We start from the raw sequence: 20,691 nt of genomic DNA on the forward strand, positions 1-20,691 counted from the left end.
GTTTTCTACTTTAAGTTATAGGCTGATCTTCTTTCTCTAATGGTCTTTATTACTAAATCAGGAGAAATTTTAACTTCATTTATTACAGCTTCTTTTATAGCATCTAAACAAGCTTGATTAATTTCTGCATGACTTAAGGATGTTAATTCAGGTAAAATCAAATCAATATCCTTTTGTGAAATACTTCCATTAAGTCGGTTTTTAAGTAATTGTATTTTTTCCTGATCAGTTGGGAGTTGGTAGTGAATTACATCATCGAAACGCCTAAATAATGCTTGGTCTAATAATTCTAAATTGTTAGTTGCGGCAATAATTAAACTGTCAGAGTGATCTCTTTCAATAAATTGCAGAAATGAATTTAATACACGACGCATCTCACCTACTTCATTATCTTTCCCACGTTGTCCTCCAATAGCATCAAACTCATCAAAAAGATAGACAGCAGGCACATCTTCTATATAATCAAATATCTGTCGCAATTTGGCACTCGTTTCACCCATATATTTTGTTACTATTTTGTCCATTAGCACAACATATATTGGCAAGTGTAACTCATTAGCTATTACTGACGCTGTCATTGTTTTTCCTGTGCCAGGATGTCCAGAAAAAAGAATTTTCCTCCTATTTTCAAGATTATGTCTAAATAACTTATCTCTATAAGTAAATTCATTAATTATTCTTTCTATCCTTTTTCTAATTTGTGGATCGACAACTAAATCTACAAGATGCTCTTGTGGATGAATTTCTAAAAGTAAACCTTGTAAACTAGGGTCTATATTTCTAAACTTAGGCTTATTAAACTTCTCAGCATCAATAATTTTCCGTATATCATTAGCTAAAATTACATGCCCTAATTTCGCTTCATAAGCTGCAATTTGTAATGCAACAGTATTAAATTTTTCACTATTGTCCTCAAAGTGACTCTTTATAAGCGTTTTTAACTGATTTGCTGTTGCCATATTGTTAATTCGAATTTATGTTTGATTAAAAATAGTTAAGAGCTATTATGTTGAAGTTCTCCATTTATTACAAATACAACTCCAAAGCAAAAATATCAACTCAAAATACAAAAGTACGGACTTATTATCAATATTCAAAAATTATTTTAGTAAAAAATTCTTCTACCTGTCCATCCGTACAATTCTTGGTTGGAAAGTACCGATGATATCCACCAAATCGGTTTGGGAAGCCATGACGGTTTCTATGTTTTTATACGCCATAGGAGCTTCTTCGGCATTGCCCCCGATAAGGGTAATATCTTTGGCTTTGAGGGCTTTTTTGATATCGGAATTGGTAAAGCGGTTCTTGCTCTCATTGCGAGAGAAAGCGCGCCCTGCCCCATGCGAAGCTGAATCAAAGCTCTCGGCATTGCCCTTACCGCGTACTATGTAGCCCGCATCCGTCATCGAGGCAGGAATAATACCCAGTACGCCCTCCCCTGCTGGGGTCGCTCCTTTGCGGTGTACAATCACCTCCTTACCATCGTGAATTTCCTTCCAAGCAAAATTGTGGTGGTTCTCGATGCGTGCTCTCAATCGACCACCTACCGCACGAATGAGTCGGCGGTGGATGTCCTCATGACAAGCCGAAGCGTAATCGCCCGCGAGGTTCATCGCTGTCCAATACTCTAAGCCTAAGTGGGTCGAGAGGTCTAACCAAGCAAACTGTTGGGCTTCTTTGGGTAGCGGACACTGTTCGGCAGCCACGCGTACGTAATACTGCGCTATCTCTGCCCCAAAGCCACGCGAACCGCTATGGGAAAGAATACCGAGATATTTTCCTTTGGGCAAACCTATCTGCGGATCGTCTGCCAAGAGTTCTACCTCTCCAAACTCCACAAAGTGATTCCCACTACCCGAAGTACCCATCTGCTTGATGGCCTTATCCTTCAATCGCTTGAGAATAGGAATCAGCGAAAAAGTATCACGATCAAATAGCTCGTGTTCTACATGCGACTTGTGATGCTCATACATACCAAACTTGGTGTGTTCCATAAGGGCTTTCTCGTACTTATCGCGTGCCCCCGAAAGGTAGGACACAGGGATATCCAAGATACTAAGGCACATACGGCAACCGATGTCCAAGCCTACCCCATAAGGAATGACCGCATTCTCCACCGCCAGCACGCCCCCTATGGGCAGCCCATAGCCACTATGGGCATCGGGCATGAGTGCCCCACCTACCGAAATAGGAAGTTTTAAAGCCGTATAGAGCTGCGTTCTAGCCTCTTCGGTGATGTCCTCGCCAAAGATATGATAAGGGGCGCGTGTAGCGTTGAGCTGTCGCTTTTCGGTTTTGGTAGATGAAAGCAGCGCTTCGGCTATCTGACCAAAAGTAAGATGACCTTCGTACTGCGCAGGATTTTTTAAAATATCCTCAAGTACCGACTTTACATAAGCGGTATTCTTAGTAGCGTAATTGCGCTTCATTACTTCTAACGCTACATTGATAGATTGATTATTCGGGAAACCTAACTTGAGCAGGTCTTTCCCTTTGAGTTTTAAATTTGCCATTTTTTTAGGTGTTAGGGGTTAGGGGTTAGCTAAGCGAATTGCCATTCGTTAATGGGCGAATTGCCATTCGCCCCTACAAAAACGCTTAGCTACGGCGCGTTCTTTCTTATAGCTCTTATCTACATAAGTGCTTTTGAAATCGGTGCCTTTGAAAGTGCGCACAGGGTTGCCACGTTGCACTTGGGTGTGATTGTTCCAATGGTGCTGCGCTTGCTCGGCAAGTTGCTGAAGCTCTATTTCGGTGAGTTTTTCCCTCAGACGGTTGAGGGCGAGTTTCTTATTGTCCAGTTGCGAACGCGAATCTTGTGCCAATACGCTGATACCTGTAGGCAGGTGGGTGGCGCGCACTGCGGAATTTACCTTGTTCACATTCTGTCCGCCATTGCCTTGTGAGCGAGTGGTTTGGAACTGCACATCGCGCTCTGAGAAAGGCTGACGTTGCAGTTGGTCAAGCTCAAAAACGCCTATATACCAGTTACTTCGCTGGTGGAATTTGCGAAAAGTGCTCTTGCCTACCCAGCACACGGTGCCGAGCCAACTTTTCAAAAATGATGCTAACTCCTTGCCTTTGAGTTGCAGGGTAACCGATTTGACAGTGAGATTGGCATCGCCTTCCTCACGGTTGAGAATGATATAGCTGATGCCTGCTTGGGTGGCCTCTTGCAGGAAAGTCTTGAGTACTTTCGCCACTACCCATTGGCATTCTAAAGGACCGCGTCCTGCGGTGATTTGTATGATTTTTTCTTCCATTTTTTCTTTTTATTTATAGTTGCACATATGGCTTGCACTCTAAAAGCATCTCCCCAATTTCCATTGCTGAGGAGTGATACTTAAGGGCTGTGATTTCTTTCAGCGGGGTACGCTTGCGAGAAAGATAATTGATATTTGCTTGGGATTTTTGAGAGAAGGACAAACAAAAAGCCCGAAGCAGTCGCTTCGGGCTTTTGTTGTATGATATGATAATGCTACATCAAGTGGATACGCCACGAAGCGTTACCTTGCTGGCAAGGTAATTCTACGGTAATATGTAACTTGATATAGGTCATTTCTTTGTAAGTTTTATTAAAGGTTAAACAATAGCTGTTTGAAATCGGGGGCAAAAGTAATGATTAATGTTCAATGATTAATGATTAATAACAAATAATTAACGATTTAATCATTCGTCCTTGATTACTTATTTTGGCTCATTAACTTTGCACTTTCTACTAAGCGGACAAACTCTTTTCGGTAGCCCTCTTCATCTCGGCCAAAAGCATTCTTCGCCAATTCTATTACTTGGTCATAGGAGGCTTGGGCTTTGTACTGGGAGTCTCTTAGCAATAGGCCAAACTCCGCTACCGCAGCGGCAAAGCGGAAATCTTCGGAAGCCTGCGGGAGTTGCTTGAGATTAAAGGTGAGTGGCTCTACGACTTCCTTACTGGCAGCGTTGGCTTCTTTAGGGTCTTTGTAGCGGATTTTTAGGAAGGCTACTTCGTTGCCCTTTCCTATTTCATTGAGCTTACTATCTTGATAACGGAGGGAAGAGGTTATTTTCCCATCGGAAGGAACGATCTCATAGATAGCCGTAACGGTATGCCCTGCCCCTACTTCGCCTGCATCCTTCTTGTCATTGGTAAAATCCTCATTGGCCAACATGCGATTTTCGTAACCTAAAAGCTTATATTGCTTGACATACTTAGGGTTGAACTCTATCTGTAATTTCACGTCCTTGGCTACGGTAAAGAGGGTACCACCAAATTCATTGACTAAGACCTTCTTCGCTTCGGTAAGGTTATCTATATAAGCATAGTTCCCATTGCCACTATCGGCTAAGGTCTCGGCCATATCATCTCGGTAATTGCCCATCCCAAAGCCCAACACGGAGAGATATACGCCCCCTTCACGTTGCTTTTCTATAAAAGTTTTCAGATCATTGGCATTGCTAATCCCTATGTTAAAATCACCATCAGTAGCTAGAATAATACGGTTGTTTCCTCCCCTGATAAAGGCCTTATGAGCGAGCTCGTAAGCCAACTGGATTCCCTTTTCGCCAGAGGTTCCCCCTGCTGCTTCAAGGCCGTCCAATACCCTTTCTATCTTTGCCCGTTCCTTTACAGAAGTAGGCTCTAAGGCTACCTTGGTACCGCTGGCATAGGTTACGATACTTACCTTGTCCTGCTGCTTGAGGTTATGAAGCAAGAGCTTTAGGGAGGACTTGAGTAAGGGGAGCTTATTGTAATCAATCATAGAGCCAGAGACATCAATCAAGAATACCAAGTGAGAGGGAGGCGCTTGGGAGAGATCCAAAGGCTTTGTCTTGAGGCCAATACGCAAAAGCTGATGCTCGGTGTTCCAGGGTGCGGGCGCCTGCTCGTAGCTCATACGCAAGGGAGCGGATGTTTGTGCATCGGGGGTAGGATAGTCATAATCAAAGTAGTTGATCATCTCCTCAATACGTACGGCATCCTTAGGAGGAAGACTGCCCTGCTGTATCATACGGCGGATATTACTATAAGCCGCCCTATCCACATCCACCGAAAAGGTAGAAACCGGTTGGGAAGCCACCTCTACAAAGGGGTTTTCCTTGATTTCCTTAAAAGTCTCCCCATTCTCAGCCGTAGGCACTTGCTTAGGATAGGAGGGGGAATATTCTGGATTATACATCATGTCATGATTATTGCCACAACCCCATAGTAGCAAGCTGGCAAAAGCTGTAAAAACAATCCTTTTTTTCATAATTGTCATATCATTATGGTTAATGGGGCAAATATACAACTTTTTCTCGGTTTAACAAAGGATTTAGCCAATATACTAAGTCGATTTTCTAATTATTTACTATCTTTGCCTCTGTAATTGGAATCCTTATCTAAGATGAAAAAAGTTATTCTCTTTGGTTACTTATTTTGGGCTGTTTTGGTCGCCCTCTTTATCATCACTCTTCCTGGCATCAATAGTCTAGGTTGGGCAATCTATGGAGGTGGCTTTCTATTGGGATTTTTCCTTCTGATTACCACCATTACCCTCATCTACTATAGCACTAAGTATAAAACGGTCAAGATCATCAGCCTTATACTCGGCTTTGTCTTTTGTTCTGCTGTCTTTTGGTTCTATATAGGAGAAGATACTATTGAGAACTACAAAAATGGTATTTATGCTACTAAAATGCCTGATAAATATATGTACTGGTATGATTATCTCTGGCATATCAATAATGATTATTTCTACTCAGACCTATCTCCTAAAAAAGAGTTGGAGTTTGACGAGCAAAAGGAATATATGATTAATGGTTCCTCTAATATTTTCTTTTGCTCGAAGAACGAATTATTCACTTATTATTATAATTCCTTAGATAACCTCCTCTTTTTTGTAAAAATAAGCCCCAAAGGGACATCAGAAGAAAGGTTGACACACACCAAAACTAAGAAAACGGAACAGAAAGGAGTTTTCTTAGGAAATTACTATATTGATTTTGATGAAAACTATTACCATACGTGGTTAGTAGATAATGACACCTTAAAAAAGCCTTTGGAGGAGATCCCTCATACTGAAAAATGGAACACTGAACAAAGGAGCGCTTTCCTCTCTAAAGTACAAAAAGAAGCTACTTACTATTTCCTAAAGCATACCGACCGAAAGGATTATTACGACCTGAAAGAGTTTCCAGAGGAAGGCAACTATAAGGTCGTATTTCTATTAGATGGGAAGTGGCAATTGGCACAGCTGTATTGCCAGAGGGAAGATTTCGCTACTCTTGAGCCAGCACGGGGCACTCACCCTCCCTTTAAGCAAGCGCTTATGAAGCGCTTTACTGCCCCTCCTATATATGCTCCTGCCAAAAATCTTCGTCCTGTATATATCCACAAAAACAGCACCTATTCACCCGATGAGGACGATCGGAAGAATACAGATCCTCAGTTTGACAACAATCATATAGTAGAGGTCTATTTCGACATTAGCCAAGGGGATCGTATGGCTTACCTAAAGACCACTTATCTAATGCCTAAGGACTATCAGAAATTCCTCCATGCCCCCAGTACCTTCCTGAAAAATGGAGATGAAGAAATGGAAATCTTCCATCGTGAAGCCCTCTACCGGCAAAAACAATGGGAGTATGCTATCTACTTCAATGGTGATGAGGTTTATCTTCTAATTGAAAGATACGTACAATACCTTCGCTAAGGTAATACAAGTAGTTTTCTACCTCAGCTTCACGAGTGAGAAGTTCTCCCTTGGCAAAGCGTACTTCGGTAAAATATTAGCTAAGAAAATCGAGATTCAAGATCAGGCAATAGATTATATAAGACATTCATAAAGAAACAAAAGACCACCAAAAAGGTAGTCTTTTGTATATTGTTTTAATAAACCCACATATCTTGTTCGCGGTCGCGGATACGTTGTTTGATACGTTCTGCTTCTAAGAGCTGGTATAGGGCGTTGTCAGGGAGGTATTTTTTGATTTCCCTATCTCCATACACGTTGTCTTCTTTGTAAATGACCCCTACAAAACGTCGGGCGTTCAGCAAGTGGTCGAAAGAGACCCGGTTGGCGGAGTTCAACTGATTGAATACCCTTGCTTTGTGCAAGATATTTCTTGCGGCAGGATACCATACCCAAAAGAGTTCTACCAAGCTTGATTGTGCATCATCGGTACCCAAGACACTCACATCGGGTGCTACAGGAGCAATACCGAGTAAGCGATACTTAAGCTCTCCTTGTCTCTTATCGAAGTACCAAAGTCCTTTGATACGATATTGAACAATATCTCTTGAGGTAAGGTCGGTACGTACGATATATTCAGGAGGCAAAGGAAGTCCTTGGTTGAGGATTTCATATCCAGCATCGAGGGTATCGGCTTTGGACAAGCTAAATTTGAGATCGTCATAGCTCTTCTTTTCTGTGAAATAGGAGTCTGTATACGTCTCGGTGAGTTTTTTCTCCTTCATCGCTCTTAGGAGAACATCGTACAAGGAGCGACGATCGGCACCAATCTCCATAGTATCAATAGGGAATAGTAGGGGGAAGTTAGCTCTTTCTTCCAAGTCTACAAGTTCCCAAGTAGTAGTTGACCACATAATATCACGGTCATCCACATAGCCATAAGGAAGCGGTACGTCATTGTCAGATTCCTGTTGAGCTGCAGTCTTCTCACCTATCTCAGAGGGTACTCTTGCGTTGAGGATATTGGTCTGCGCAAAAGTAGTTGAGGATACTATCCACAAGAAAGATAGCGTCAGGATATTTTTTAGTGCTTGTTTCATTATCTTATAATTATTAATTACAATACTTCGATAGATATAGGTGTAGCAGGCTTAGGCGTACCGCTATATCCTGATACTGAATAACGTATCTCTGATATCTGAATCACATCTCCTTTTTTAGCACGGTTCACAGCTGCTGCTGCTGGAGCACTAGCGCTTACACGGCTACCCTGTACTACCACACTTGGCTGTCCTGGCACTAAGATACGGAAAGAGTTTACTTTGGTAGAAAGGTCAAAATCAAAGTCGTTGAAAGCTACGGAAAGTTCTCCGGCTAAGATATTTGCCTTAGCCAATTTCACAGCACCTGTTGTTTTTAAGATGGCACCTTCTGGCTTTGGAATATCCTTTACACGGAACTTCTTAGAGGAAGAGAACTTCTGTCCGTCGAAGGTACCTGTTACCACAATCGTTACTTCAGAAGAACCTGCTCCTGGCTTCATGATATAGTTAGGCCCACTTTTACGAGAAAGTCCTGGTGCGGAAGCGTTCACCTGATTGTCAGGCACCCCTGGCATAGAGATGGTCATAGGGTTCACTACCCCACGATATACTACGTTCATCTTATCAGCAGAGATTACCGCTTCGTTCGGACGAGGGATGGTGGTGAAGGACTGTACAACATCTACAGGAGTTTCCTCACCATTTTGTTCGTAGATAAGTGTACCTTCGATCTTGTGATCCCCAACGTTACCAGTATTCACTTTTAGTTTGATCTTACCTTCTACTACTTCTACTTGAGATTCAGGGATAGGACGACCATCCAATTTCAAATCTACCTTTTTAGGTTTGGTAGAGTTGTCCTTACGACCTAATACGATGGCACCATCGAACTCTTGGTTTGCATAGTAAGCCCCTCTGGATTGTTCAAGTAAGGTAGTATAGTGCTTCATAGAAAGCTCTTCTTTCATTTTCTCACCGAGCATCGCCTTGTAGAAGTCTTGTTCTGTTTGGCGTACATCGGATTGTAATTGGGAGAACTTGGTCACCGCTGCTATATAAGGGAATCCTTCGTAGTTGTACTGTACCCAACCTACACTATTTCCTTCACGGTCTTTTACCTTGTCATTCTCACCGGTACTAAATCTTTCTTGGATTACTGCAATAAGGGCTGCATCTTTTTTCTCATCGAGTAAAGAGACCAACTTATCACGATAGTTCTTAATGTTATCCAAGAATTTTTGTCCATCAGGCTTAAGCCCATCTGTCTTGAAGAATCTTTCGTCCAACTTATCGGACTTATCCATCACCTGATAATCCTTTCTTTCTTTTTCGGTAGTACCAGCCTGTTTCATAATATCCTCTTTGAGTTCGCCCAAGTAAGCATAATACTCATTAGAGGCATCTCTTACTTCGCGTGCTTTTTTCAAAGATTCAGCGTATTCTTCAGGTTTTTCTTGTTCTTTTTTCTCTAATTCTGCGAAGACGGCCTCATTGGTAGATTGGTAACGCTCATTGGCTGCTTGTAACTTTTCGTTCATCAGACCAAATGCGCTCAAGACTTCCTTCCCCATATTGAGAGCCATCATGGAGATGAAAACCAGATACATCAGGTTAATCATCCTCTGTCGTGGTGAATTTGCTGCTCCTGCCATTTCTAATTAATTAATTTTAAGTTAGTTAATATGATTTAGATTATCGAGCTCCGCCCATTGCAGAGAGCATGCCACCATATACTGTGTTAAGAGATCTCAAATGTTCTTTGAATGAATTAACTTGTGCGTTCAATGAATTAAGGTTGTCCACCATACCTTCTTGAGCATTTACTTGAAGCTCAGTTCTTTCGAGCTGGATACGGTAGAGGGAGTTAAGCGCTTCGAGGTGTACGGCTGCGGTAGTAAGCTCTTCTCCATACTTTTGAGTAGAAGCAACTGCATCGGCAGCAGGGCCTATGTTACGAGCTGCCCCTTCGAAGTTACGGATACTAGTAGCCAAGGAGGTCATCAGTTCTGCATCGATATGAGCCTCACGTAGGATATTATCCAGTTTTTCAGAAAGAGATTCTCTGATGATTTGTCCTTCTGCATCATCGTAAGCTAACTGAGGAGCGGCTCCACCACCAGCAAAGTTAAGCTGTCTTGGTTCTCCACCTTCCAATTCAGGGAATACACGTTCCCACTCGTATTTTTTTGCTTCCTCTGCTACAGGTTCGAAAGCTGCGATGGCGAAGATAAGCGCCTCTGTGATAAGACCAGTTGCCAAGAGGGCACCCCCTCCTAACTTAATAGATCCTAAGGAAACTTCCCAGTGAAGTAGTTTGAAGAGTGCCCCGATAATTACGACTGAGGCTCCCAAACCATAAACCATATTCATGATTTTCTTTTGTGTCTTTGACTGTGCCATTTTTTTTCTTTTTAATTATACTTCTTTTATTTATTAATTTTTAATTTTTTAGATTGATTATCTCAAGTTAGAGAGATTTCCTTTTTTAGAGTTAACTCTTTGTACCCCCATATAACTTTGTACGGTACGGAACCCGATGTAGCTACGGGCGGAGTCTTGGTATTCGTAGTCGCGGGTAGCCACCTGAGTGTAGAAAGCAACGTCTTTCCAAGAACCACCACGGATTACTTTACGTTTGTTTTGTTGGTCATTTACGTTAGGGTTCATAGAGGACATGTATTCGTATGAGTTAGAATCATAAGAAGTATTTGTCCATTCCGATACATTCCCTGCCATATTGTAGAGGTTGTAGCCATTGGGGTGATATGATTTGGCTTCTACGGTATAGAGCGCGTTATCAGCTGCATAGTCCCCACGAGAAGGCTTGAAGTTGGCCATGAAGCAGGCTTTGCTATCCACGGTGTAAGGGCCACCCCAAGGATAAGTAGCAGCTTCCAAACCACCACGAGCGGCGAATTCCCATTCAGCCTCGGTAGGCAAGCGGAAGGCGTTCACGTCTTTTCTCTTTTTGGCTTTTTGGAAAGAGTTCTTATAGAGGGTACGCCATTCACAGAAAGCCTTAGCTTGTCTCCAAGTTACTCCTACTACAGGATACTCACTATAGGCATAGTGCCAAAAATAGTCATTGTGCATAGGCTCATTGTAGGAATAATTGAAGTCCTTAATCCATACTGTAGTATCAGGATATATCTTCACTATTTCCTCTTTGATAAAGTCCTTACGACCTTTTTTATGAGAACGAGCAGCAGCTTCTATGTCCATCCATTGGTACTTGAAGACGAGTTTTTCTACATTCAAGGGGCGACGACCATTGTAAGTCTCTTCGATAGAAACATACATAGAGTCCATCACTTCCACATAGTGCTCATCAGGATACTTTTGTTTGTCCCAAATAAGATTAACTTTTCTATTAATCTTACGTTTTTCAGGGTTATCCTTATCGCCGTAGTTCTCGTACATATACTTATCATAGGCACTGAGTTTTTCCTGGTCAGTGTCTATAAAAGCGTATTTACCGATTCCTTCGCCACCGGTAGCCTGTCCGCTTTCCTCGGCCATCACGGCGAGTTTACGACGAACGATAGAGTCGCGTACCCAGTTGACGAATTGGCGATACTCACCGTTGGTAATTTCGGTGTCATCCATGTAGAAAGGGCTTACGGTTACCGTTTTGGTAGTAGCGTCCTCGGAATGCGCTTTGTCATAATCGGAACTACCCATCACGAAAGCACCACCTGGGACAAGTGTCATCCCATAAGGCTTAGGCTGAGTCCATTGCCCACCCTTTACGCCAGTAAGTTCCCCTTGGTCACCACCAGCTCCACAGGAAACCATCAGATAACCCATTACAACAAGTGCTACTTTTTTTAGTTTCAATATCATAATCTACAATATTATTTCAGGGAGGCAAATGTAGTTATTTTATTCGTCTTACACTACTTTTTTTCTCAAAATGCCTCTATTTTTAAAAATTCTTTTACAATAAGTATTTAAAAAAACAAATATTATGCACTGATTCTCAATCTTTTACAAGAAAAATTAAGACCCATTTTAAATCAAAAAGTTATTAACAATTTCTTATTCTCAATACACTTCTTGTCAGTTGTTGAGAGAAAAATCATCACCTTCTTTCGAAAATCATTACATAAGGTCTCCCTTCGTTGTTTAATTCTTCACGATTGGTTGTACAGTGTTTTAGGATTTGAATTCCAAGATTACATCCTCTATATAAGTAAGGTAATCTTTTCCTTGATCTTTGAGGAATTGTTGAAAGAATTGCTCACCGGCTTCTATACCTCCTGCTTGCTCTGCTTGTAGTATTTTTTGATACAAGGGAGCGATGTGTTTTTCGATAGTTTCTGTAGGCACAGAAGTTCTTCTACCCATATAATTAATAATCTGTCCACTTGGGTCACGGATGATATCAAAGTCGGTAATTACCCAATAATATTCTCCTGATTTGGCAAGATTCTTCACGATCGCATGGAAGTTAATCCCTTTTTGGATGTTATCCCATAGAATTTTGAAGATGGTTTTAGGCATATCAGGATGGCGAATTACATTGTGAGGCTTACCTATTAGTTCGCCCTCTGTGTATCCTGCCACATCCATAAATACCTGATTTACATACTCAATCACGCCTTTAGCGTCGGTTTTACTCATAATGGTCTTGGTCTTATCCCAAGCTACTTCCTTATTTACTGGTGTACTCATAAGTCTAATTATTTATTCGGCGCAAAGATATAAAAATATTTTTAGAAACAAATGAAAAATGTTCTTTTTTTATCTTTTTTTCATAAAAACTTATCAACCACTTTTATATCCATATCATATTATTCTATACTACCTGCTTAAAAACGAATTAATACACTAAATATCAATGCGTTATATTTCTATTTTGTTTTTATTTCTCCCCTCTCAAAAATTATTAACAATGGAAAGCGGCCTATTTGTTTTTCTCTTAGGGAGTTAGCATCGCTTCCACTTGGTCGGCTTGGTCTTGCTTTCCATTTCGTCGCAGCCACTTAGCGGTATTTCTCAAGTAGGCCTGTGAAGGTGTGAATGGGTAGTGAAGCCTTTGGGAGAGTGCCTGGTAGCGTGCTAGGATCACCTGAGGGTTCTGCTCTATATCATTGCGATCGATAAACATCTCGGCAAAGAGGGCTCGGAAGAGTTCCATATTGCCAATGAGCTGAATGGTTCCATGGTTTTCATTGGGATAAGTGTTTAGCTTCCATTGCAAATTCTTAAAGGCGCCTTGTTGGAGCCATTGTTGGAGCTTCTCGAAGGTAGCCACATGGCCACTACGGCCATTGTGTCGTATCTTATACCCCGTATGGGCTATATATAGGTGTCGGTAGCCGAAGTCCTTTCCTTTGTTCTGTTCGAAGCGCTTGATACCCGCCCCATCGCCCCACCATAGGCTGGGATCATGAACGATATAGGCGTTAAAAAGCTCGGTATAGCTTAGCAAGGCATTGGTCACGGCCAAGCCACTGAGGGAGTGTCCTACAGCGATACGAAAGTCCTTGCAGCGGTATTGTCGTTCCACCATGGGCTTTAGCTCATCGCGAACAAACTGCCAGAAGCGGTCGTTCTCGGTCGTAAAATCGCTGTCCCGATCAGGGCTTTCTACACCCACCACAATCATTTCGGGGAGGTTAGGGATGCCCTGAGTGAGCTTTTCCATCAGCGTAGTAAAGTAGTTGAAATTGACCTGCGCATCGAGCAGGTATACCACTGGATAATCCACCGCCCTGAGCGAGGAATCTTTATAGGAAGGCGGCAGGTAGATGTCCACCGTACGCTCCTGCCCCATAATGGTAGAAGGGAGCGTAATACGCTCCCCTATACAAATAGTTGTCTGTGCCCATGTGCTATACACGGATATAAAGAATAGACAGATGATGTGCTTCATATTATTCAAAACGTCCTATAGCATTGATAACATTAGCTCCTTTTACAACCAAGCCCTTAGTAGCGGCATTAGTAGCGGGATCTATCACATAGATAGCAGGATCTGTATTTTTTTCATTTACAGGAAGATATACCTTTCCTTGGTAAATAGCAGGGGTAATAGGATTGGAAGTAATACCATTGATATTAGCAGGTTCTGGAAGTCCTATTACCCAGCTAAGTGTTTTAGCTTCTACATCCACAATGGCATAGCGATGTGCATCTAACGAACGTAGTCCTGCGCTAGCTGCATCATTGAAAAATTCTAAGAAGAATTTGTTACCAGAGATATGCCATACCCGACGGAAGATACCATTGTTCGATACAGAAGCTATATCAAAGAAGTAGTCAGGGTCAAAGCCAGTTGCTCCTGGCTTGATCAACAAGGCTCCTGCTTTTCTGGTAGACCCTTCTTTTTGGTTGATCCCTCCTGAGAAGACATATACATTCCCATTCTCTGTTTTCCCTAACTCCAAGAGGTATTGACTTTTAAAGCGACCTGCTGCATAACCAAGCTTATCACTTTTATAGTAACGCTTAAAGTTCAAATCTTTGTCAAAGACTCCTACATACACCACATCTGGATTATGGATAACCCCTGTGCTAGAACCTTGTCCTGGTTGTACATCTTTATAATCAGATACGATCATGTTTGTCAAGAACTCTCCATTACCATTATCCAAGATACCTGCAAAAGATACTACTTCATCATTATTCATTCCAGGCAATAGGTTTTTGGTACGAATTGTTTTGTTAAGTGCCTCTGAAAAATCAGTAGTTTTACGAAGAGTAAACGTAGCTCCGTCTTTTGCTCCCGCTTCTCCTACAATAGTCTGACCACTTACAGCTGTTACATAATAGTCACCAAAGAAGCCAAAGGTAGTGGCGCGTTCTGCTACACCAAATTGAGCTATTTCACTCACTTCTCCAGCTTTGTTACGCCCATAGGCTACCCCTATTCCAGCTCCTCTGAACTCATAGGAAAGTCCTGCGGCTATGTTTTTGTTGAACAACCAGAAATAGCCATTGGCAGGCTTTAGTTGTCCTTTGTTTTCCCCTATAGGCACTTCTCCTGAGGCTACTTCATTGGCATAAAGAATATAGCGGGCATTCCCGTCTGTTCCTTTGGCATCAATAAAGAATTTATTGATATCTACCTGTGGAGTGGTATCTTCCTGACTGCTTGGGTTACCACCACTTGGATTTGTACCTTTATCCTCTCCTTCATCATTTTTAGAACAGGAGACTAAGGTTGCTGCTCCTACTGCTGTGAGGAACAACATTTTTCTAATTGATTGAAAATTAATATACATAATATAAACAGTTTTGAATTTTTAATTTTGAATTTTTAGTGGTCAATGGTTAATAGTCGATGATTAATGGTTGATAAGGCTAATTGCCATTAGCCCCTACAACATACCTAAAATCTATACCCAAATTTGACATAGAAGGCTCGGCCTGCTTTTTGCAAACTATAGTTGTCATAGAGCAGGGCATCGGTGAAGTTCTTTACTTCGGCCGATAGGGTATACTTCCGTTTGGGAGCTGTATAAGTAAGGCTCAGGTCGTGGGAGAGCTGGGTGGGTATGGTGATTTTTGCCCCTTCGCTCTGCCAAGAGAGGAAGAACTCATGGGTATAGGCTAGTCCATAAGCTAAGGAAAGGCCATCGTCCTGAGTAAGTAGGGAGGCAAAGGTATAGTCCGCATCCACACTTCCGAAGAGGTAAGGCATATTGGGCACCCTATCCCCATAGATCACTGAGTCTGCTCCATTAGGGTTCTTCCGCTCACGGTTGCGCATATCCATATAGGAGAGATTTCCACCAACAGAGAAGGCTTTCTCATAGAAATAGCGCAGAGAAAGATCCACCCCCGTGGTGAGTACCTTTCCATGATTTTTACTAACCGCTGAGCCAGTACTTGCGACATTACGGATGATATAATCTTGTATATAGCGCAGGGCAAAGCCCCCTTCTACCAAAAAAGCATGTTGCTGCATAGCAGGTTGCCAAGAGAGGTTCACATTCAGGTTGTTGCTATGTTCGGGGCGCAGCTTATTATCTCCTATCTCCAAGTCTCCATCCCCGAAAAGCTCTCTATCGTTGGGCAAGCGGTAACTTTTTTCAAAGGAGAGCTTGGCCTGTAGTGCCTTAGCCAACTCATAACTGGAGGCCACTCCCCCACCCAAGGCATCGGTATGCTCTATATGTTCTTTATATACGGCTCCATAACCATGACCGCTAACTACCACTGGACCTGTCACCTCAGCTACATAATATTTGCCAAAGGCTAAGACATTCCACTTATCATTAGGTACATATTTGTAGGAAAGACCCAAGATCTGCTTTTGGTTGATGCGATCCATGAGATCCGCATCGGAGGTAAATGGGGTTACAATTTGGCGCTTGGTAACCCTATTGAATCGACCGAAGGTATGGGTAAGCTGGAAAAGGTGCTTGTCCTGTAACCAATAGTCCAGGTGAGAGGCTATGTGAGCAGTTCGCCCTTCAAAAACAGTATTCTGATACATAGCTTCCCCCAAGGTAGCCTTGGTTTTGTAGGTGCCATCCCAAGTATATAGGCGGTTTTCCTCATCTACCACATTGGTTGTGGTGAGATCATAACGCCCTGTAACTGAAAGGCTCAGCCCCTCCAGGAGGTTTTTCTTTTCATATTCTATTCCTGTGCTATAGGTGTAGGAGGTTTGGTACTTACCTCCGAAAACAATCTGCATGAGGTTGGCATTCTGTATCTGCTTATACTCCTGGTTATAGTTCATAGAGAAGGAAAGCTTATCCGCCCAAGGCTCTTTGAATATATTCACCTTTCCTATAATCACCTCATTGTGATAGTGGTCATGAAAACGCCTAAACCAACGTTTGTTTTTAGAGTAAATACCTTTTTTTAAATCCAAATATTGGGTCAGTACCCTATAACTATTATCGGAATAGTTTTGATAGGCATTGATCTCTATTCCTATATTGTCCGTCAAGGGTGCCCCTATATTAAAGGTACTCTTATGGGTATTAAAGGAGCCAAATGTATAACTTAGGTTGGCATACTGGGCGTTGCTTCTGCGGGTTACGATATTCACTGCCCCTCCGAGAGCATCGGATCCGAAGGTAACAGGCACCACCCCCTTATAGATTTCGATACGGTCAATGAGTTCCGCAGGGATATTGCCTATTTGGAAAGAAGAAGCCCTACTGATAGGCACCCCATCGATAAAGGTACGTACATGCTTTCCTGTAAAGCCATTGAGATTGATTTGGCTCTCGGCTCCCACTCCTCCCGTCTCTCTTATTTTGACCCCAGAGGCCTTGGAGAGCATATCAGAGGCATTGCTGTTGAGGTGCTGTAGCTTGGATGCATCAATGGCTACCGCATTGTAGGCACTCTTCTGTACTTGCTTGATAGGAGTTATCGCCTCTACGGTAATTCCGGTAAGGGTGGTTACTTCTTCCTCCATTTGTATAGAAAGGGTAACTACCGCTTGAGCTACCATAAGGCTTTTCTCTTGGGACTTATACCCCATGGATTCTATCGTAAAGTTATAAGCTTTATTTCTATAAGGTACCGAAAGAGAAAAATCTCCATTTGCATCGGCTACGGCATATTTCTTAAGTTCTTTGAGCTGTACTACTGCCCCTACCACTGGCTCTTTACCGTCGGTTATACGCCCCTTTACCAATGCCATTTGTTGGGCATATAGGAATCCGCTGGTTAGATATAACACAAAGAAACAAACACTCCTCATAGAAAAATACTTCATATAATCTTCTCTCTATTTAAATGGGCGCAAAGATACAAATTTATTTGGAATAAAACCAAATAATTTTTTAACGCTATATTTATTTTTAGTAGCAAAATACGATTTATCCTTCTTCTCCCTTATGAGTCATTATTTTTTTGTACTTTTGTGCGCAGAAACATTAACCTATTATATTATGTTACGCTTTACTGCCTTAGCAGAAGTGCAAAAGAAGCAACCCCTTACGGTAGCTGAAAAAGGACGTCCCTCAGAACTTTTTGCCTGCAATGTCTTCCATGAGGAGGCCATGCGCCAGCGCATGACCCGCGAGGCGTTCGAGAGTGTGATGTCATCCATCAAAAAAGGCTGCAAAATAGACCGTCAAGTGGCCGACCAAGTGGCGGTGGCTATGCGTGACTGGGCGATCAGCCGTGGTGCTACCCACTATACCCATTGGTTCCAACCCCTTACCGGAGGTACGGCCGAAAAGCACGATGCCTTTTTCGAACCGGTAGGCTGTGACCGTGCTATCGAGCAATTCTCAGGAAGCCAACTCGTACAGCAGGAATCCGATGCATCGAGCTTCCCCAATGGGGGAATCCGCAATACTTTCGAGGCAAGAGGTTACACCGCTTGGGATCCCTCTTCCCCTCCCTTTGTCTATGGGTCAGTACTGTGTATCCCTACGATCTTTATCGCTTATACGGGAGAGGCTTTAGACAACAAAACGCCTCTGCTGAAAGCCCTCACCGCTATAGATAAGGCTGCCACCGAGGTGGCGCGCTACTTCGATGAAAGGGTGGAGCGTGTATCCAATACTTTAGGCTGCGAGCAGGAGTATTTCCTTATCGACAAGACCTTGGTGGCTACCCGTCCCGACTTACTCATTACCGGCCGCACCCTCTTGGGGCACGAGGCTGCTAAGGGGCAACAGCTGGAAGACCACTACTTAGGAGCTATCCCCTCCCGTGTGTTGGCCTATATGCGGGAGCTGGAACAGGAATGCCTCATGGTAGGGATCCCAGTTAAGACCCGCCACAATGAAGTGGCACCCAGCCAGTTCGAGGTGGCTCCTATCTTCACCGAAGCCAACCTCGCGGTAGATCAAAATGCCCTACTGATGCACCTGATGCGCAAGGTGGCCGAGCGACATGGCTTTGCCGTCCTCTTCCATGAGAAACCTTTTGCAGGGGTCAATGGCTCAGGAAAGCATAACAACTGGTCACTGGTGACCAACACAGGGGTGAACCTGCTCTCCCCTGGAAAAAATCCAGCCAATAACCTACAGTTCCTTACCTTCTTTCTCTGTACCATCAAGGCTGTACATCGCTACGAAGCCTTGCTAAGGGCATCCATCGCCTCGGCTACCAATGACTATCGCCTCGGTGCCAACGAAGCCCCTCCGGCTATCGTCTCCGTATTCATAGGCTCCCTACTTACGCAAGTGCTTGATTCCCTACAAAAAGCACAGGGGAAGGACTTTATCCAAAAAGACAAGGACGAACGCACGCTCAATGTGGTACATAAGATACCTGACCTATTCCTAGATACTACCGACCGCAATCGTACCTCGCCCTTTGCCTTTACGGGCAACAAGTTCGAATTCCGTGCCGTGGGCTCTCATGCCAACTGTGGCAAGCCTATGATGGTGCTCAACACTATGGTAGCCAAACAGCTTACGGACTTCAAAAAAGAAGTGGATGCGCTGCTGAAATCAGGTAGTAAGAAAGGCCTCAAGAAGGAAGAGGCCATTCTGAAGGTACTCCAAGGCTATGCCCAAAGCATCAAGCCTATCCTCTTCGAAGGAGATGGCTACAGCAAGGCTTGGGAAGAGGAAGCTCAAAAGCGTGGGCTAAGCAACCACAAGAACACTCCTGATGCCCTCAAGGAAAATATTGGCCAACAGGCTATAGACCTCTTTACTGAAATGCAAGTACTCTCTGAGGTCGAACTCCATGCGCGCTATGATATCGCCTTAGAGGAATATATCAAAACCGTACAAATAGAAGCCCGCGTATTGGGAGACATCGCTCGGAACCATATCGTGCCGACTGCTGTGAAATACCAAAATGTGCTGATAGAGAACGTGCGAGGCCTCAAAGATATCTTTGGTGAACACTTCCAAGAGGTGGCCTTCGAACAGCTTGACCTTATCGAACATATCTCCGAGCATATCAAGGGTATCCATAACAAGGTGTCCCAAATGGTAGAGGCACGCAAGCGTATCAACAAATTAGAAGATTTGGAGGAAAAAGCCCAGGCCTATTGCCAGCAAATCAAACCCTACTTCGAACAGATACGCCGCCACTGCGACAAGCTCGAACTGATGGTCGATGACCAGCTATGGACTATGACTAAATATAGAGAACTGCTTTTTAATTAGTCAATTCACCAATGAGTCAATTAGCTAATTGGCAAATTGACTCATTGTCTCATTATTATTATGAAGTTTGCATTATACTCACAGAAATACAAGGCTGCCTATCAGCCGATATTGGCTGCTATCTTTCAGGAGCTATTGGCTCATGGAGACCAAATTGTAGTGGAGGCCGACCTATGGCGCTGCTACAAGGGACAACTTACGGAAGAGATGGCCGTACAGACCTTTCGCTCAGTGGCGGACTTGCCAAGCGATACCGACCTTATGCTTACCATAGGAGGGGATGGCACTATCCTATGGGCGATGACCTATATACAGCACTTACAGATTCCTATCTTGGGGATCAACGCAGGTCGTTTGGGCTTTTTGGCGACCATCTCGGAGGGGGAAATTGCGGATATGTTTGCCAAAGTTCGCAATGGGCAATATACAGTAGAGAGGCGCAGCGTGCTTCAGATCACCGATAGCGATGGCACCCCTATCTCTCCGCTGAACTTTGCCCTGAATGAGATTACCGTCATCCGGCAGAACTCTACGGCTATGATCACGGTAGAGGCCTACTTAGGCGGCCATTACCTGACTTCCTATTGGGCAGATGGGCTGATCGTCTCCACCCCTACTGGCTCCACAGGCTATTCCCTGAGCTGTGGAGGGCCGGTGATCATGCCCCACTCCAAGACCTTGGTACTGACCCCTATCGCCCCTCACAACCTCAATGCCCGCCCGCTGATCATTCCTGATACTACAGAGATTACCCTACAAGTATACAACCGTGAGGGCTGCTATCTGGCTACCTACGATGCACGCTCCACTACCCTCCCCTGCAAGACTGCGGTGAAAATCAGTCTGGCATCTTTTAGCCTCGGCACGGTCTGCCTTGAGAATAATGAATTTTTTAAAACCTTGAGGCATAAACTGTTGTGGGGAGAAGACATGAGGAATTAGTGACTA

General features: G+C 43.4%; 15 protein-coding genes and 1 pseudogene. 3 read left to right on the plus strand and 13 right to left on the minus strand.

The window, feature by feature from the left end:
- Nucleotides 1-5 precede the first annotated feature (5 nt).
- From HMPREF1551_RS05665 to HMPREF1551_RS05680, 4 genes are all read right to left on the minus strand, one after another.
- Entirely contained in the window at nucleotides 6-959 is a 954-nt protein-coding gene (locus HMPREF1551_RS05665; protein WP_021628107.1) for an AAA family ATPase, read from the minus strand.
- 162 nt (nucleotides 960-1,121) lie between these two features.
- A complete protein-coding gene (locus HMPREF1551_RS05670) occupies nucleotides 1,122-2,513 on the minus strand; it encodes an RtcB family protein (RefSeq protein WP_021628108.1) in 1,392 nt (463 codons plus the stop codon).
- Between the two features lie 48 nt (nucleotides 2,514-2,561).
- Nucleotides 2,562-3,263 carry a peptide chain release factor H gene (gene prfH / locus HMPREF1551_RS05675; RefSeq protein WP_021628109.1) on the minus strand — a complete coding sequence of 234 codons (702 nt, stop codon included), beginning with the start codon at nucleotides 3,261-3,263 and terminating at the stop codon, nucleotides 2,562-2,564.
- Between the two features lie 420 nt (nucleotides 3,264-3,683).
- Nucleotides 3,684-5,156, minus strand: coding sequence for a vWA domain-containing protein (locus HMPREF1551_RS05680; RefSeq protein WP_034544369.1), 1,473 nt, complete (start codon nucleotides 5,154-5,156; stop codon nucleotides 3,684-3,686).
- Nucleotides 5,157-5,363: 207 nt separating this feature from the next.
- Between HMPREF1551_RS05680 and HMPREF1551_RS05685 the strand changes: the two genes are divergently transcribed.
- Complete coding sequence (locus tag HMPREF1551_RS05685) at nucleotides 5,364-6,671, plus strand: hypothetical protein (RefSeq protein WP_021628113.1); 1,308 nt, start codon at nucleotides 5,364-5,366, stop codon at nucleotides 6,669-6,671.
- Here the strand turns inward: HMPREF1551_RS05685 and HMPREF1551_RS14425 are convergent.
- The 9 genes and pseudogenes from HMPREF1551_RS14425 to HMPREF1551_RS05725 all read right to left on the minus strand — a co-directional run.
- A pseudogene (locus tag HMPREF1551_RS14425) lies at nucleotides 6,646-6,777 on the minus strand (Crp/Fnr family transcriptional regulator); the annotation flags it as partial. The gene HMPREF1551_RS05685 and the pseudogene HMPREF1551_RS14425 sit on opposite strands and share 26 nt — an antisense overlap.
- A gap of 70 nt (nucleotides 6,778-6,847) precedes the next feature.
- Nucleotides 6,848-7,750: a gliding motility protein GldN gene (gene gldN / locus HMPREF1551_RS05690; RefSeq protein WP_021628114.1), complete on the minus strand. Its 903-nt coding sequence runs from the start codon at nucleotides 7,748-7,750 to the stop codon at nucleotides 6,848-6,850.
- Nucleotides 7,751-7,767: 17 nt separating this feature from the next.
- Nucleotides 7,768-9,345, minus strand: coding sequence for a gliding motility protein GldM (gene gldM / locus HMPREF1551_RS05695; RefSeq protein ID WP_021628115.1), 1,578 nt, complete (start codon nucleotides 9,343-9,345; stop codon nucleotides 7,768-7,770).
- A gap of 40 nt (nucleotides 9,346-9,385) precedes the next feature.
- Nucleotides 9,386-10,093, minus strand: coding sequence for a gliding motility protein GldL (gldL, locus tag HMPREF1551_RS05700; protein WP_021628116.1), 708 nt, complete (start codon nucleotides 10,091-10,093; stop codon nucleotides 9,386-9,388).
- Nucleotides 10,094-10,150: 57 nt separating this feature from the next.
- Entirely contained in the window at nucleotides 10,151-11,536 is a 1,386-nt protein-coding gene (gldK, locus tag HMPREF1551_RS05705; RefSeq protein ID WP_021628117.1) for a gliding motility lipoprotein GldK, read from the minus strand.
- Between the two features lie 312 nt (nucleotides 11,537-11,848).
- Entirely contained in the window at nucleotides 11,849-12,367 is a 519-nt protein-coding gene (locus HMPREF1551_RS05710) for a PAS domain-containing protein (RefSeq protein ID WP_021628118.1), read from the minus strand.
- 247 nt (nucleotides 12,368-12,614) lie between these two features.
- Nucleotides 12,615-13,571, minus strand: a complete 957-nt coding sequence (locus HMPREF1551_RS05715) for an alpha/beta hydrolase (RefSeq protein WP_034544364.1) — start codon at nucleotides 13,569-13,571, stop codon at nucleotides 12,615-12,617.
- Nucleotide 13,572: 1 nt separating this feature from the next.
- On the minus strand, nucleotides 13,573-14,922 hold the full coding sequence (locus HMPREF1551_RS05720; RefSeq protein WP_021628120.1) for a DUF4374 domain-containing protein: 1,350 nt from the start codon (nucleotides 14,920-14,922) through the stop codon (nucleotides 13,573-13,575).
- 107 nt (nucleotides 14,923-15,029) lie between these two features.
- On the minus strand, nucleotides 15,030-17,381 hold the full coding sequence (locus HMPREF1551_RS05725; protein ID WP_021628121.1) for a TonB-dependent receptor: 2,352 nt from the start codon (nucleotides 17,379-17,381) through the stop codon (nucleotides 15,030-15,032).
- Between the two features lie 175 nt (nucleotides 17,382-17,556).
- Between HMPREF1551_RS05725 and HMPREF1551_RS05730 the strand changes: the two genes are divergently transcribed.
- Both HMPREF1551_RS05730 and HMPREF1551_RS05735 read left to right on the plus strand, forming a co-directional pair.
- Entirely contained in the window at nucleotides 17,557-19,743 is a 2,187-nt protein-coding gene (locus HMPREF1551_RS05730) for a glutamine synthetase III (RefSeq protein ID WP_021628122.1), read from the plus strand.
- A 60-nt stretch (nucleotides 19,744-19,803) separates the two neighbouring features.
- Nucleotides 19,804-20,685, plus strand: a complete 882-nt coding sequence (locus HMPREF1551_RS05735; RefSeq protein WP_021628123.1) for an NAD kinase — start codon at nucleotides 19,804-19,806, stop codon at nucleotides 20,683-20,685.
- Nucleotides 20,686-20,691 lie beyond the last annotated feature (6 nt).

It is taken from the genome of Capnocytophaga sp. oral taxon 863 str. F0517, assembly GCF_000466425.1.
Classification (GTDB): Bacteria; Bacteroidota; Bacteroidia; order Flavobacteriales; family Flavobacteriaceae; genus Capnocytophaga.